General features: G+C 54.9%; 19 protein-coding genes. 11 read left to right on the top strand and 8 right to left on the bottom strand.

From position 1 onward, the window contains the following. Positions 1-46: 46 nt before the first annotated feature. The 6 genes from ibaG to mlaF all read right to left on the bottom strand — a co-directional run bounded on the left by ibaG (position 47) and on the right by mlaF (position 3,530). Entirely contained in the window at positions 47-301 is a 255-nt protein-coding gene (gene ibaG, locus ACEPLT_RS19895; RefSeq protein WP_008501458.1) for a BolA family iron metabolism protein IbaG, read from the bottom strand. Between the two features lie 126 nt (positions 302-427). After that, positions 428-721: a lipid asymmetry maintenance protein MlaB gene (gene mlaB / locus ACEPLT_RS19900; RefSeq protein ID WP_021242262.1), complete on the bottom strand. Its 294-nt coding sequence runs from the start codon at positions 719-721 to the stop codon at positions 428-430. Continuing rightward, positions 721-1,356 carry a phospholipid-binding protein MlaC gene (mlaC, locus tag ACEPLT_RS19905; protein WP_008501456.1) on the bottom strand — a complete coding sequence of 212 codons (636 nt, stop codon included), beginning with the start codon at positions 1,354-1,356 and terminating at the stop codon, positions 721-723. Before mlaC ends, mlaB begins: the two co-directional genes overlap by 1 nt. Positions 1,357-1,374: 18 nt before the next feature. Beyond that, positions 1,375-1,923, bottom strand: coding sequence for an outer membrane lipid asymmetry maintenance protein MlaD (gene mlaD, locus ACEPLT_RS19910; protein ID WP_008501455.1), 549 nt, complete (start codon positions 1,921-1,923; stop codon positions 1,375-1,377). Positions 1,924-1,927: 4 nt separating this feature from the next. Beyond that, positions 1,928-2,710, bottom strand: coding sequence for a lipid asymmetry maintenance ABC transporter permease subunit MlaE (mlaE, locus tag ACEPLT_RS19915; protein ID WP_008501454.1), 783 nt, complete (start codon positions 2,708-2,710; stop codon positions 1,928-1,930). A 7-nt stretch (positions 2,711-2,717) separates the two neighbouring features. Further along, positions 2,718-3,530, bottom strand: a complete 813-nt coding sequence (gene mlaF / locus ACEPLT_RS19920) for a phospholipid ABC transporter ATP-binding protein MlaF (RefSeq protein WP_008501452.1) — start codon at positions 3,528-3,530, stop codon at positions 2,718-2,720. 227 nt (positions 3,531-3,757) lie between these two features. On the opposite strand from mlaF, the gene ACEPLT_RS19925 reads away from it, so the two are divergent. The 11 genes from ACEPLT_RS19925 to npr all read left to right on the top strand — a co-directional run bounded on the left by ACEPLT_RS19925 (position 3,758) and on the right by npr (position 11,677). Further along, the gene (locus ACEPLT_RS19925; RefSeq protein WP_008501451.1) at positions 3,758-4,735 is read left to right on the top strand and encodes a calcium/sodium antiporter; all 978 of its coding nucleotides are present in this window, start codon (positions 3,758-3,760) and stop codon (positions 4,733-4,735) included. A gap of 13 nt (positions 4,736-4,748) precedes the next feature. Further along, complete coding sequence (kdsD, locus tag ACEPLT_RS19930; protein ID WP_008501450.1) at positions 4,749-5,735, top strand: arabinose-5-phosphate isomerase KdsD; 987 nt, start codon at positions 4,749-4,751, stop codon at positions 5,733-5,735. Between the two features lie 14 nt (positions 5,736-5,749). After that, positions 5,750-6,316 carry a 3-deoxy-manno-octulosonate-8-phosphatase KdsC gene (gene kdsC / locus ACEPLT_RS19935; RefSeq protein WP_008501449.1) on the top strand — a complete coding sequence of 189 codons (567 nt, stop codon included), beginning with the start codon at positions 5,750-5,752 and terminating at the stop codon, positions 6,314-6,316. Further along, entirely contained in the window at positions 6,313-6,888 is a 576-nt protein-coding gene (lptC, locus tag ACEPLT_RS19940) for an LPS export ABC transporter periplasmic protein LptC (protein ID WP_021242266.1), read from the top strand. Before kdsC ends, lptC begins: the two co-directional genes overlap by 4 nt. Continuing rightward, entirely contained in the window at positions 6,857-7,411 is a 555-nt protein-coding gene (gene lptA, locus ACEPLT_RS19945; RefSeq protein ID WP_008501447.1) for a lipopolysaccharide ABC transporter substrate-binding protein LptA, read from the top strand. Before lptC ends, lptA begins: the two co-directional genes overlap by 32 nt. A 6-nt stretch (positions 7,412-7,417) precedes the next feature. Further along, positions 7,418-8,143, top strand: a complete 726-nt coding sequence (lptB, locus tag ACEPLT_RS19950) for an LPS export ABC transporter ATP-binding protein (protein ID WP_008501446.1) — start codon at positions 7,418-7,420, stop codon at positions 8,141-8,143. A 47-nt stretch (positions 8,144-8,190) separates the two neighbouring features. After that, complete coding sequence (rpoN, locus tag ACEPLT_RS19955; RefSeq protein WP_163341264.1) at positions 8,191-9,624, top strand: RNA polymerase factor sigma-54; 1,434 nt, start codon at positions 8,191-8,193, stop codon at positions 9,622-9,624. Positions 9,625-9,646: 22 nt separating this feature from the next. Further along, positions 9,647-9,934: a ribosome hibernation promoting factor gene (gene hpf / locus ACEPLT_RS19960; protein ID WP_008501444.1), complete on the top strand. Its 288-nt coding sequence runs from the start codon at positions 9,647-9,649 to the stop codon at positions 9,932-9,934. Between the two features lie 82 nt (positions 9,935-10,016). Then, the gene (gene ptsN, locus ACEPLT_RS19965; RefSeq protein ID WP_008501443.1) at positions 10,017-10,508 is read left to right on the top strand and encodes a PTS IIA-like nitrogen regulatory protein PtsN; all 492 of its coding nucleotides are present in this window, start codon (positions 10,017-10,019) and stop codon (positions 10,506-10,508) included. A gap of 45 nt (positions 10,509-10,553) precedes the next feature. Continuing rightward, positions 10,554-11,408, top strand: coding sequence for an RNase adapter RapZ (gene rapZ / locus ACEPLT_RS19970; RefSeq protein ID WP_008501442.1), 855 nt, complete (start codon positions 10,554-10,556; stop codon positions 11,406-11,408). Then, the gene (gene npr, locus ACEPLT_RS19975; protein ID WP_003861872.1) at positions 11,405-11,677 is read left to right on the top strand and encodes a PTS phosphocarrier protein NPr; all 273 of its coding nucleotides are present in this window, start codon (positions 11,405-11,407) and stop codon (positions 11,675-11,677) included. Before rapZ ends, npr begins: the two co-directional genes overlap by 4 nt. 41 nt (positions 11,678-11,718) lie before the next feature. Here the strand turns inward: npr and mtgA are convergent, their stop codons facing one another. Beyond that, a complete protein-coding gene (mtgA, locus tag ACEPLT_RS19980; RefSeq protein WP_163341267.1) occupies positions 11,719-12,444 on the bottom strand; it encodes a monofunctional biosynthetic peptidoglycan transglycosylase in 726 nt (241 codons plus the stop codon). Continuing rightward, positions 12,441-13,094, bottom strand: a complete 654-nt coding sequence (gene elbB / locus ACEPLT_RS19985) for an isoprenoid biosynthesis glyoxalase ElbB (RefSeq protein WP_232927499.1) — start codon at positions 13,092-13,094, stop codon at positions 12,441-12,443. Before elbB ends, mtgA begins: the two co-directional genes overlap by 4 nt. Positions 13,095-13,314 lie beyond the last annotated feature (220 nt).

A 13,314-nucleotide genomic window follows, 5' to 3' on the forward strand; every position in this document is an offset into this window, starting at 1 on the left:
TGCTCTCTTATAAATTCAACCGTGCTGCGGGCCTGTCGCCCTCAGCTCAAAAACCGTTTAGTTTGCGATCGCGTGCCCACTCTTGCGGGGTGAACGCTTTAATCGACAGGGCGTGGATGCGGTTATCCGCAATATATTCCATCAGCGGCGCGTATACAGCCTGCTGTTTCTTCACACGGCTCATACCGTCGAACATCTCACCCACAGCAATAACCTGGAAGTGACTGCCATCGCCTGTGACGTGGGCTTCCTGAAGGGAGAGTGCATTCATCAGCACTGTCTGGATTTCATGATTTTCCATGGGCTCTTAATCATCTGATAGTGAAAACAAGCCCAACATCTTAGAGCAAAGTGGCGTCGTCTTAAACAAGCAAAAAGCCCCGACGATGAAACTGTCAGGGCTTTCGGAAGTAACGCACTGAAAATATTAACGAGGCAGTACGTCCTGAGGGAGATTGTAGAGCTGCGCCAGGGTCACGACATTCTCGCTCGCGCCGCGAAGCGTGACGCTCGCCCCCTGCTTTTTCCCTACCGCAACCAGATGGGCAAGCAGTGCAACGCCTGCCGTATCTACCCGCGTGACGTCGGTTAAGTCAATAACCGTCACGCCCTGCATGGCCTCATGGCGTTTATCCCATAAGGGGTTCAGCAGATCCTGATCCAGCTCACCGGACAGCTTTAATGTCTCGCCTTCACGCGACCAGCTGAGTTGCTGTGACATTACTTCTTCTCGTCCAGACTAATTTTCTGACGAGCGATGGACTGCAGCTGCGCGGTCAGGCCATCAATCCCCTTGGTGCGCAGCAGGTCGCTCCACTCGTTCTGTTTGGTGGTGATCATGCTTACGCCTTCGGCGATCATGTCATACGCCTGCCAGTGGCCGGTCTGGCTGTTTTTACGCCACTGGAAATCCAGACGCACCGGCGGACGGCCGTTAGGATCGTTGATCGTTACGCGAATAGGGACGATGGTCGCATCACCCAGCGGCTGCTCCGGGGCGATCTGATAGGTCTGACCGTGGTACATCGCCAGCGCCTGACCATACGCCTGCTTCAGGTATTCACGGAAAGCGGCAAAATAGGCATCACGCTGAGCCGGGGTTGCGTCTTTGTAATAGCGGCCCAGCACCAGGGCTCCCGCATATTTGATCTGCACGTACGGCAGCAGCTCCTGGTCAACCACGTCACGCAGGTAATCAGGATTAGCACGAATCTTAGGCTGCTCGTTTTTAAGACGATCGAAGGTTTTCTTCGCGGCTTCGTCCATCAGTTTGTACGGGTTACTCTGATCCGCCGCGTGCACCGCGGTGAGAGGGGCAATAACCAGCATGGCAACCATTAACAGTCGTTTAAACATGAATGACTTCTCCTGATATTAATTCGCAGCACCTGGGGTCGGCGCAGCATTGGTATGGTCTTCACTCTGCGCAGGGGCATTGTCAGACTTTTTATCATCCCCTTTACTGTTGTAAAGGAACTGACCAATCATATCTTCCAGCACCATGGCGGACTTGGTGTCCTGGATCACGCTCCCGTCCTTAAGGATAGTCGTTCCCAGCTCGGGGTCTTCAAAACCGACGTTAAGCGCCAGATATTGTTCGCCCAGCAGACCGGAAGTGCGGATAGAAAGGGAGCTGGTGTCCGGAATGTGGTTGTAACGCTCTTCGATATCCATCGCGACACGTGGCAGATAGGTCTTCTCATCCAGCGTAATGTCAGATACGCGTCCGATCACCACGCCGCCAATACGGACCGGTGAACGCGCCTTCAGCCCGCCGATGTTATCGAAGGTGGCATAGATGCGATACGTCGGCTCGGTGCGCACAGACGTGATATCCGCCGCTCTCAGGCAGATAAACAGCGCGGCCAGCAGCGCCAGCAGCAGGAATACACCGACCCAAATTTCATTTTTTCTCGTTTGCATGAACTCAATTCCCAAACATCAGTGCGGTGAGCACAAAATCCAGACCCAGTACGGCCAGCGACGAATGAACGACTGTACGTGTAGTTGCGCGGCTAATGCCCGCCGACGTCGGGATGGCATCGTAACCATTGAACAATGCAATCCAGGTGACCGTAATGGCAAATACCACGCTCTTAATCAGGCAGTTAATCAGATCCATTCGCAGATCAATGGCGTCCTGCATGGCAGACCAGAAGAAACCGGCATCAATGCCTTTCCAGTGCACGCCAACCAGCGAACCGCCCCAGATCCCCACGGCGACAAACAGAATCGTCAGCAGCGGTAAAGAGATGACCCCGGCCCAGAAACGCGGCGAGATCACGCGACGCAGCGGATCGACCGCCATCATCTCCATGCTGGAGAGCTGCTCGGTCGCGCGCATCAGGCCAATTTCAGCCGTTAAGGCCGACCCCGCGCGCCCGGCGAAAAGCAGCGCCGCCACAACGGGCCCCAGTTCACGCAGCAGCGAGAGCGCCACCAGCATCCCGAGGCTGGTTTCCGCACTGTAGGTTGTCAGCACCAGGTAGCCCTGCAGACCCAGCACCATACCGATAAACAGACCGGAGACAATGATGATGAGCATCGACAGCACGCCGACGTTATAAAGCTGACGCACCAATAGCGGCGCGTGCTTACGGAATTCCGGCTTGCCGACCAGCGCGTTGAATAACATCAATCCGGCACGCCCGAACGTCCTGATGGTTTTTATGCCACGGTGTCCGAGAGCGGCCAACGCATTTAACAGCATGAGTGGCTTAACTCCCTATTCCCAGTAAATCGTCACGATAGTCGCCCGCCGGGTAGCGGAACGGCACAGGGCCATCGGCAATACCGTCAAGGAACTGCCGCACGCGCGGATCGCAATTTTCCTGCAGCGCCTGGGCGCTACCGTGTGCGACGATCTTTTTGTCCGCTACGATGTAGGCGTAATCGGCAATGCTCAACACTTCAGGTACATCGTGAGACACCACAATGCAGGTGACGCCAAGCGCGCTGTTCAGCTCAGAGATGAGCTTCACCAGCACGCCCATCGTGATGGGATCCTGCCCGACAAACGGTTCGTCGAACATAATTAAATCAGGTTCTAATGCGATGGCTCGCGCCAGCGCGGCACGACGCGCCATCCCGCCGGACAGCTCCGAAGGCATCAGCTTCGCGGCGCCCCGCAGCCCGACGGCTTCTAGCTTCATCATCACCGTGCTTTTCAGCAGCGCAGGCGGCAGGCTGGTATGCTCGCGCAGCGGATAGGCAACGTTATCAAAGACGTTCATGTCGGTGAACAAAGCCCCCGACTGAAAGAGCATGCTCATGCGTTTGCGAACAGTATACAGGCGCGAGCGCGACATCTCCGGGATGTTTTCGCCGTCAAAGAGGATTTCACCGCTATCCGGTGGGATCTGCCCACCAATAAGGCGGAGCAGGGTCGTTTTACCGATCCCGGACGGCCCCATGATGGCAGTAATTTTGCCACGCGGCACGGTCAACGAAATATCATCAAATATCAATCTGTTGGCGCGAGAAAAACTCACCCCGCGGACATCGACTAAATTCGCCATGGTTTGGCTCATTTATGGTTCCTTTCTTATCCTGCTCACGTTAAGGCATGTAGCCTGAATCAGCCCTAAACTCCGCATTTTTACAGAATAATAACCGTAGAGGTTAGCGAAAGCTGGCATTTGTTTTACTTTTCCGGCGCATAAAGTCAAAATTAGGAATTCGTTACGCCTCAGACTGTATGCAGTCCAGCCATTCCCGAGCAATGGACCGACGAGTATACCTGAAGAAAGGACTTTTGATGCTTTTAGCAACAGCACTGTTAATAATTGGTTTACTGTTGGTGGTCTACAGTGCTGACCGTTTAGTGTTTGCTGCATCTATCCTGTGTCGCCTGAGTGGCGTACCGCCTGTTGTCATCGGCATGACCGTGGTCAGCGTAGGAACGTCGCTTCCTGAAATCATCGTCTCTGTCTCCGCCTCGCTGCATGGTCAGGTAGACCTGGCAGTCGGCACCGCCATTGGCTCTAACATCGTCAATATTTTATTGATTTTAGGCCTGGCCGCGCTGCTCCATCCTTTTCGCGTGCATTCTGATGTTCTGCGCCGTGAATTGCCGCTAATGTTACTCGTAAGCCTGCTGGCAGGATGCGTATTTTACGATGGCGTACTGAGCTACAGCGACGGCATTTTCCTGCTGGCGCTGGCCGTTATTTGGCTGCTGTATAGTGTTAAAATCGCCCGTCTGGCTGAAAAGCAGGGTCAGGATAGCCTCACGCGCGAGCAGGTCGCCGAGCTTCCGCGAGAAGGCACGCTGCCTGTTGCCCTGCTCTGGCTGGGCGTCGCGCTGATCATCATGCCGATGGCAACGCGCATGGTCGTGGATAACGCGACGGTGCTGGCGAACTATTTTGCCATCAGCGAGCTGACTATAGGCCTGACGGTGATTGCCATCGGCACCAGCCTGCCGGAGCTGGCCACCGCCATTGCGGGTGCACGTAAAGGTGAGGATGACATTGCCATTGGTAATATCATCGGTTCTAACATTTTTAATATCGCCATTGTGATGGGACTGCCGGCCCTGATTTCGCCAGGGCCCTTTAATCCTCTGGCGTTCTCACGTGATTACGGCGTGATGTTGCTGGTCAGCGTGATTTTTGCCCTGCTCTGCTGGCGGCGGCAACGACAGATCGGCAAAGGCGCAGGCGCGCTGCTGACGGGTGGATTTATCGTATGGATGGCGATGCTGTACTGGCTCTCGCCTCTTCTCTCTGGGTAAACGGAAACGCATTATGTCGCAAATAGAATTGCAGCCGGGTTTTGACTTTCAGAAAGCAGGCAAAGACGTTCTGGAGATTGAACGTGAAGGTCTGGCGCAGTTAGATCAGTACATTAATCAGGATTTTAGTCTGGCATGTGAGAAGATATTCTACTGCGCCGGCAAAGTCGTGGTGATGGGGATGGGCAAGTCCGGTCACATTGGACGCAAAATGGCGGCAACCTTTGCCAGTACCGGCACCTCTTCCTTCTTTGTCCACCCGGGGGAAGCCGCGCACGGGGACTTGGGTATGGTCACGCCGCAGGATATCGTCATCGCGCTCTCCAACTCCGGTGAGTCCAATGAAATCCTGGCGCTCATCCCGGTTCTGAAGCGACTGCAGGTGCCGCTGATTTGCATGACCAGCCGCCCGGAAAGCAGCATGGCGCGTGCAGCCGATATTCACCTGTGCGTGAAGGTTCCCAAGGAGGCCTGTCCGCTCGGTCTGGCGCCGACCTCCAGCACCACCGCTGCACTGGTCATGGGCGATGCGCTTGCCGTGGCGCTGCTTGAAGCCCGTGGCTTTACGCCGGAAGATTTCGCGCTTTCCCACCCGGGCGGCGCGCTGGGGCGCAAGCTCCTGCTGCGGGTAAACGATATTATGCACACCGGGGATGAGATCCCTCACGTCAGTAAAGAAGCCTCCCTGCGTGATGCTCTGCTGGAAATCACCCGTAAGAATCTGGGGATGACGGTCGTGTGCGACGATCTGATGAAAATTCAGGGGATCTTCACCGATGGCGACCTGCGTCGCGTGTTCGATATGGGTGTCGATGTCCGCACGCTCGGCATTGCCGACGTGATGACGCCGGGCGGTATCCGCGTGCGTCCGGGTACGCTGGCCGTGGATGTGCTGAACCTGATGCAGTCCCGCCATATCACCTCCGTTATGGTTGCCGATGGCGACCAGTTGCTGGGTGTGGTACATATGCATGATCTGCTGCGCGCAGGCGTAGTGTAATGAAGGATAAGACAATGAGTAATGCGGGTGCATCCCTTGCAACCTGTTATGGTCCGGTCAGTACGCAGATGATGGCAAAGGCGGAAAACATTCGTCTGCTCATCCTCGATGTGGATGGGGTTCTCTCCGACGGCCTGATTTACATGGGCAATAATGGTGAAGAGCTGAAGGCGTTTAACGTTCGCGACGGCTACGGTATCCGCTGTGCGCTCACCTCGGGGATTGAGGTGGCGATCATCACCGGACGAAACGCTAAACTGGTAGAAGACCGCTGTGAAACTTTAGGTATTACCCATCTGTATCAGGGTCAATCCGATAAGATGGCGGCGTTCAATGATTTACTGGGTAAACTGGCTATCGCACCGGAAAACGTGGCCTACGTCGGGGACGACCTGATTGACTGGCCGGTGATGGCTGAAGTTGGGCTGAGCATCGCCGTTGCCGATGCGCATCCGCTGCTGATCCCGCGCGCCGACTACGTTACCCACATCAACGGTGGCCGCGGCGCTGTCCGTGAAGTCTGCGATCTGCTTCTGCTGGCGCAGGGCAAGCTTGATGAGGCCAAAGGGCAATCGATATGAGTAAAACCAGACGTTGGATTATCATTTTGCTTTCGCTTGTCGCACTGGTATTGATTGGCGTGAACCTTGCCGATCGCGACGATACGCAAACGGAAGTGATCAACAATACCGATCCAACCTATAAAAGCGATCACAGCGACACCGTGGTCTATAGCCCGGAAGGCGCGCTGAACTATCGCCTGATTGCCCAGCATGTTGAATATTTTTCCGATGATGGCGTTTCATGGTTTACCCAACCTGTGATGACCACATTTGATAAAGACAAAGTGCCGACGTGGTCAATTAAGTCAGATCGGGCCAAACTGACAAATGACCGTATGCTTTATCTGTATGGCCACGTTGAAGTCAACGCCCTGACCGCTGACTCGCAACTGCGAAAAATTACGACGGATAATGCCCAGATCAACCTGGTAACCCAGGACGTGACGTCGCAGGATCTGGTCACACTGTATGGCACAACATTTAATTCCAGCGGTTTAAGAATGCGCGGGAACTTACGCAGCAAGAACGCCGAGCTGATTGAAAAGGTTAGAACCTCCTATGAAATTCAAAACAAACAAACTCAGCCTTAAAGTAATTATCGCCAGCGCGATGCTGGCGGCCAGTCTCCCCGCGCTTGCTGTAACGGGCGATACCGACCAGCCGATCCATATTGAGTCCGACACCCAGTCTCTCGATATGCAGGGTAACGTCGTCACCTTCACGGGTAACGTCGTCATGACCCAGGGCACCATCAAAATCAACGCCGACAAAGTGGTCGTAACCCGTCCGGGTGGCGAGCAGGGCAAAGAGATTATTGATGGTTACGGCAACCCGGCAACCTTCTATCAAATGCAGGACAACGGCAAGCCGGTGAAAGGCCGCGCTACGCACATGCACTATGAGCTGGCGAAGGATCTGGTCATCCTGACCGGGAATGCGTATCTGGAACAGCTGGACAGCAACATTACCGGCGACCAGATTACCTATCTGGTTAAAGAGCAAAAAATGCAGGCCTCCAGCGAGAAAGGCAAACGCGTGACCACCGTACTGGTTCCGTCGCAGCTGCAGGACAAAGGCAAGGGCCAGGCCCCGGCACAGAAGAAGAGTAACTAATTCGTTATGGCAACATTAACTGCAAAAAACCTCGCGAAGGCCTATAAGGGCCGCCGTGTCGTAGAAGATGTCAGTCTGACCGTCAACTCCGGCGAAATCGTGGGGCTGCTTGGCCCGAACGGTGCGGGTAAAACGACCACCTTCTACATGGTGGTGGGTATTGTGCCGCGCGATGCCGGCAACATTATCATTGACGATGAAGACATCAGTCTTCTGCCGCTGCACGCGCGCGCGCGTCGCGGGATCGGCTATCTGCCGCAGGAAGCCTCCATTTTCCGTCGTCTCAGCGTTTACGACAACCTGATGGCGGTCCTGCAAATTCGTAACGACCTGACCAACGAACAGCGTCAGGATCGTGCTAACGAGCTGATGGAAGAGTTCCACATTGAGCATCTGCGCGACAGCCTCGGTCAGGCACTCTCCGGGGGCGAACGCCGTCGCGTTGAGATTGCGCGTGCGCTGGCCGCAAACCCGAAATTTATCCTTCTGGATGAACCGTTTGCGGGCGTTGACCCCATCTCCGTTATCGACATTAAACGTATCATTGAGCACCTGCGCGACAGCGGGCTTGGCGTACTGATTACCGACCACAACGTGCGTGAAACGCTGGCCGTGTGTGAACGCGCCTATATTGTCAGCCAGGGCAATCTGATCGCCCACGGTACGCCGCAGCAGATCCTCGAAGACGATCATGTTAAGCGCGTCTATCTTGGGGAAGACTTCAGACTCTGATAGGGTAGAGGTAACGTAACGCCGAACCGGAGAAAAATGCTCTGAACATGAAGCAAGGTTTGCAATTAAGGCTCAGCCAACAACTGGCGATGACGCCGCAGCTACAGCAGGCAATTCGCCTGTTGCAACTGTCCACGTTAGAACTTCAGCAGGAGCTCCAGCAGGCGCTGGACAGTAACCCCCTGCTGGAACAAACCGATCTTCATGACGAGGTAGATACCCAGCAATCGCAGGATACTGAAGCGCTCGATACCGCGGATGCACTCGAACAAAAAGAGATGCCCGACGAGCTTCCGCTTGATGCCAGCTGGGATGAAATCTACACCGCCGGAACCCCTTCCGGTACGCGTGCAGACTACCAGGACGATGAGCTACCGGTCTATCAGGGCGAAACCACCCAGTCGCTGCAGGATTACCTGATGTGGCAGGTGGAACTCACCCCCTTCTCCGATACCGACCGCGCGATTGCCACGTCAATTGTCGATGCCGTTGACGACACTGGCTATTTGACCGTCACGCTGGACGATATTCTGGAAAGCATGGGCGACGACGAGATTGAGCTTGAGGAAGTTGAAGCTGTTCTGAAGCGCATCCAGCGTTTCGATCCGGTAGGCGTAGCCGCAAAAGATCTGCGCGACTGCCTGCTGATCCAGCTTTCTCAGTTCAGCAAAGAGACGCCATGGCTCGACGAGGCGCGCGTGATCATCAGCGATCATCTTGATCTGCTGGCGAACCACGATTTCCGCACCCTGATGCGCGTCACGCGCCTGAAAGAAGAGGTGCTGAAAGAAGCGGTGAATCTGATCCAGTCGCTCGATCCGCGCCCCGGTCAGTCGATCCAGACCAGCGAGCCCGAGTACGTGATCCCGGACGTGCTGGTCAGAAAACACAACGGCCGCTGGGTCGTTGAACTGAATTCAGACAGCATCCCTCGCCTGCAAATCAACCAGCAGTATGCCTCCATGTGCACCAGCGTGCGTAACGACGCCGACAACCAATATATTCGTAGCAATTTGCAGGAAGCGCGATGGCTGATCAAAAGTCTGGAGAGCCGAAATGATACGCTGCTACGCGTCAGCCGCTGCATTGTCGAACAGCAGCAGGCTTTCTTTGAGCAGGGCGAAGAGTATATGAAACCGATGGTGCTGGCGGATATCGCCCAGGCCGTCGAGATGCATGAATCAACCATTTCCCGTGTCACCACGCAGAAGTATCTGCACAGTCCACGCGGTATTTTTGAGCTTAAGTATTTCTTCTCCAGCCATGTGAATACCGAGGGCGGCGGCGAAGCGTCGTCAACGGCCATTCGTGCTCTGGTGAAGAAGTTGATCGCCGCGGAGAATCCCGCGAAGCCACTAAGCGACAGTAAGTTAACCACCATGCTGTCCGATCAGGGTATTATGGTGGCACGTCGTACTGTTGCGAAGTATCGAGAGTCTTTATCCATTCCGCCGTCCAACCAGCGTAAACAGCTGGTCTGACACAACCGATAAGGAAGACACTATGCAGCTCAACATCACTGGACAAAACGTCGAAATTACTGAGGCTTTACGCGACTTTGTGAACGCGAAGTTTGCAAAACTCGAGCAGTATTTCGAAAGGATCAATCAGGTCTACATTGTGTTGAAAGTGGAGAAAGTGACTCATATCTCGGATGCCACCCTGCATGTTAACGGGGGGGAACTGCATGCCAGTGCGGAAGGGCAAGACATGTACGCTGCTATCGACGGCTTGATTGATAAGCTTGCGCGACAGCTCAATAAACATAAAGATAAACTGAAACAACACTAATTGTCCGGGCAGTTAACGGGTGCAGGACGGCCTGTTGTGAAACACAACAGGCCATTTGTACAGTTAGCGCTTAGGTGAAATTATGATGAACAACGATTCCGCTCTTCAACTGAGCAATGTCCTTAACCAGGAATGTACCCGCAGTGCGGTTCACTGCCAGAGCAAAAAACGTGCGCTGGAAATCATCAGTGAACTGGCCGCAAAACAGCTGGGCCTGCCGCCGCAGGTGGTGTTCGAAGCGATTCTGACCCGCGAAAAGATGGGCAGTACCGGTATCGGCAACGGCATCGCAATCCCGCACGGCAAGCTGGAAGAGGATACCCTGCGTGCCGTCGGTGTGTTTGTGCAGCTTGAAACACCGATCGCCTTTGATGCCATTGATAACCAGCCCGTCGATCTCCTCTTCGCGCTGCTGGTGCCTGCTGACCAGACGAAAACCCATCTGCATACGCTGTCGCTGGTCGCCAAACGTCTGGCTGATAAAACCATTTGCCGTCGACTGCGCTCGGCTCAAAGTGATGAAGAGCTTTATCAAATTATCACCGAAGCAGAAGGCAATCAGGATGATGCATAACCAGGAGATGGCCTTCACATCTGTTGTCCTGAGGAGAAACGGAACATGGTGCTGATGATTGTCAGCGGTCGTTCAGGGTCGGGGAAATCCGTTGCTCTGCGCGCGCTGGAAGACATGGGTTTTTACTGCGTCGATAACCTTCCGGTCGTGTTGCTGCCCGACCTGGCCCGTACGCTTGCGGAGAGACAGACCTCGGCCGCCGTCAGTATCGACGTTCGTAACATGCCGGAATCGCCAGAGATCTTCGAACAGGCAATGAGTAACCTGCCTGACACGTTCTCGCCTCAGCTGCTGTTCCTCGATGCAGACCGGAATACCCTGATCCGCCGCTACAGCGACACCCGTCGTTTGCACCCGCTTTCCAGTAAGAACCTCTCCCTGGAGAGCGCAATCGATGAAGAGAGCGATCTGCTGGAGCCGCTGCGTTCTCGCGCCGACCTGATTGTCGACACCTCTGAGATGTCCGTTCACGAGCTGGCAGAAATGCTGCGTACCCGCTTGCTGGGAAAACGCGAACGCGAACTGACGATGGTGTTCGAATCCTTTGGCTTCAAGCACGGTATCCCGATTGATGCGGATTATGTTTTCGACGTGCGCTTCCTGCCGAACCCGCACTGGGATCCGAAACTGCGTCCCATGACCGGTCTGGATAAACCCGTCGCGGCCTTCCTCGACAGGCACACAGAAGTTCACAATTTTATCTACCAGACGCGAAGCTACCTTGAGCTATGGTTACCTATGCTGGAGACAAACAATCGCAGCTACCTGACGGTAGCGATTGGCTGTACCGGCGGTAAACATCGTTCGGTCTACATCGCCGAACAGCTGGCCGACTACTTCCGCTCGCGCGGAAAGAACGTTCAGTCCCGTCATCGCACGCTGGAAAAACGTAAAACATGACCGTAAAACAGACCGTTGAGATCACCAATAAGCTGGGCATGCATGCGCGCCCGGCGATGAAGCTGTTTGAGCTGATGCAGGGTTTCGATGCAGAAGTTCTGCTGCGGAATGACGAAGGTACCGAAGCGGAGGCGAACAGCGTGATTGCGCTGCTGATGCTGGATTCCGCCAAAGGGCGTCAGATTGAAGTCGAAGCCACCGGCCCCCAGGAAGAGGAAGCGCTGGCGGCGGTGATTGCGCTGTTTAACGCAGGGTTCGACGAAGATTAAGGTCTCTGCCCTTCAGGCGGGTGGCGCTGCGCTTACCCGCCCTACATAAGTTTGTTGCTCTCCATAAACCCTTCTCCTCCCAACTGACGCATCTGGCGCATAATCCACGCCTGACGGCTTCGCACGTAACCTGACGGGGCACTGGCTTTAAAGCGGAGGGGATTAGGCAGAACAGCCGCGAGCAGCGCCGCCTCCGACATGCTCAGCTTGCTGGCGGATTTATTAAAATAGCGTTGTGATGCAGCTTCGACACCAAATACCCCGTCGCCAAACTCGGCAACGTTGAGATACACGGTCAGAATGCGCTTTTTGCTCCAGACCGTTTCCATGCCCAGGGTGAGCCCCGCTTCCAGCCCCTTTCGCACCCAGCTGCGGCCGTCCCACAGAAACAGATTTTTGGCCGTCTGCTGCGACAACGTTGACGCGCCGTGCACGCGGTTTTCATGGCGTTCATTATGCGCCAGCGCCTTCTCAATGGCCGCAACGTCGAACCCCCAGTGCTCCGGGAATTTCTGATCCTCCGCTGCGATGACCGCCAGCCCCATGAACGGAGAGATCTCGTCCATGCTTACCCAGTCAGAATGGGCAACGTAGCCGAAATCGCCGCTGAGCCACGCGCCGAGCTGACGCTCAACCATCACGGCAGAGAACGGGACCGGCATAATGCTGAACACGGCCAGCCCGCCTCCCCAGAACACCGCCATGACGAGAACGATGCGTAGAAGAAGGCGTTTCACCCATGCGCCTGCGGAAAACGGACGCCTCATTCCGTCAGCACCAGCACGCGGGCGACCAGCTTTTCAATGCCCACAGCGGCTTCCGCGATATTCTTCGCCAGCATATACGCAGGCGTGGTGACAATCTTGTTATCTTCATCAACCACAATGTCATCCACCGGGCACGGAACGTGTTCGCCCCCCATTTCTTCGACAATCTCTGCGGTATCAATATCCGTCCCGATGGTCAGGCGCAGCGGGAAATCAAAAATTTTAGGCAACATCGCCGGTGCGATACAGATAAAGCCCAGCGGTTTCCCTGCCGCATGCATGGCCTGCGACAGCGCTTTGAGATGAGGATCGATCTGACACTCCGCGCCCTGCGCGGCAAAGGTACTGAGATTTTTGGCTGCGCCAAACCCACCTGGCACAATGAGCGCATCAAGCTCTGCGGCATCTGCCTGAATAAGAGGATGGATGTCACCTCGCGCAATGCGCGCGGCTTCAATCAGCACGTTACGGGTTTCCGCCATTGGCTCACCGGTCAGATGGTTAATCACATCCGCCTGATTTTTGTCCGGTGCAAAACAAATCACCTCGGCTCCCTGCTTAGCCAGGGCCAGCAGCGTGATGACGGCTTCATGTATCTCAGAGCCATCGTAAACACCGCATCCGCTTAGCACGACACCAATATTTTTCATCATGACAATCCTTTTCTACAACTTGCTGAAGCACATTAATAATTTTGATTAAAACGCTATGCTTCACACATTTCACTGATTCATGTAACAAACCATTTAAGATTTGCTATCTTATCTGCGTGCGGCCTAAATTTTTCAGGCAGCGCCCTTTCAAAAATAACGTTTAAAAACAGGCGCAGCCACGATTTCCCTGGTGTTGGCGCAGTATTCGCGCACCCCG

The sequence above is a fragment of the Enterobacter sp. fkY84-1 genome, assembly GCF_052974705.1.

Coding starts and splice junctions, on each gene's coding strand:
- lptB (WP_008501446.1), top strand. CDS start 7,418: ATGGCAACATTAACTGCAAAAAACCTCGCGAAGGCCTATAAGGGCCGC.
- rpoN (WP_163341264.1), top strand. CDS start 8,191: ATGAAGCAAGGTTTGCAATTAAGGCTCAGCCAACAACTGGCGATGACG.
- mtgA (WP_163341267.1), bottom strand. CDS start 12,444: ATGAGGCGTCCGTTTTCCGCAGGCGCATGGGTGAAACGCCTTCTTCTA.
- hpf (WP_008501444.1), top strand. CDS start 9,647: ATGCAGCTCAACATCACTGGACAAAACGTCGAAATTACTGAGGCTTTA.
- mlaE (WP_008501454.1), bottom strand. CDS start 2,710: ATGCTGTTAAATGCGTTGGCCGCTCTCGGACACCGTGGCATAAAAACC.
- lptA (WP_008501447.1), top strand. CDS start 6,857: ATGAAATTCAAAACAAACAAACTCAGCCTTAAAGTAATTATCGCCAGC.
- npr (WP_003861872.1), top strand. CDS start 11,405: ATGACCGTAAAACAGACCGTTGAGATCACCAATAAGCTGGGCATGCAT.
- mlaB (WP_021242262.1), bottom strand. CDS start 721: ATGTCACAGCAACTCAGCTGGTCGCGTGAAGGCGAGACATTAAAGCTG.
- ptsN (WP_008501443.1), top strand. CDS start 10,017: ATGATGAACAACGATTCCGCTCTTCAACTGAGCAATGTCCTTAACCAG.
- elbB (WP_232927499.1), bottom strand. CDS start 13,094: ATGAAAAATATTGGTGTCGTGCTAAGCGGATGCGGTGTTTACGATGGC.
- rapZ (WP_008501442.1), top strand. CDS start 10,554: ATGGTGCTGATGATTGTCAGCGGTCGTTCAGGGTCGGGGAAATCCGTT.
- ACEPLT_RS19925 (WP_008501451.1), top strand. CDS start 3,758: ATGCTTTTAGCAACAGCACTGTTAATAATTGGTTTACTGTTGGTGGTC.
- ibaG (WP_008501458.1), bottom strand. CDS start 301: ATGGAAAATCATGAAATCCAGACAGTGCTGATGAATGCACTCTCCCTT.
- kdsC (WP_008501449.1), top strand. CDS start 5,750: ATGAGTAATGCGGGTGCATCCCTTGCAACCTGTTATGGTCCGGTCAGT.
- lptC (WP_021242266.1), top strand. CDS start 6,313: ATGAGTAAAACCAGACGTTGGATTATCATTTTGCTTTCGCTTGTCGCA.
- mlaC (WP_008501456.1), bottom strand. CDS start 1,356: ATGTTTAAACGACTGTTAATGGTTGCCATGCTGGTTATTGCCCCTCTC.
- kdsD (WP_008501450.1), top strand. CDS start 4,749: ATGTCGCAAATAGAATTGCAGCCGGGTTTTGACTTTCAGAAAGCAGGC.
- mlaD (WP_008501455.1), bottom strand. CDS start 1,923: ATGCAAACGAGAAAAAATGAAATTTGGGTCGGTGTATTCCTGCTGCTG.
- mlaF (WP_008501452.1), bottom strand. CDS start 3,530: ATGAGCCAAACCATGGCGAATTTAGTCGATGTCCGCGGGGTGAGTTTT.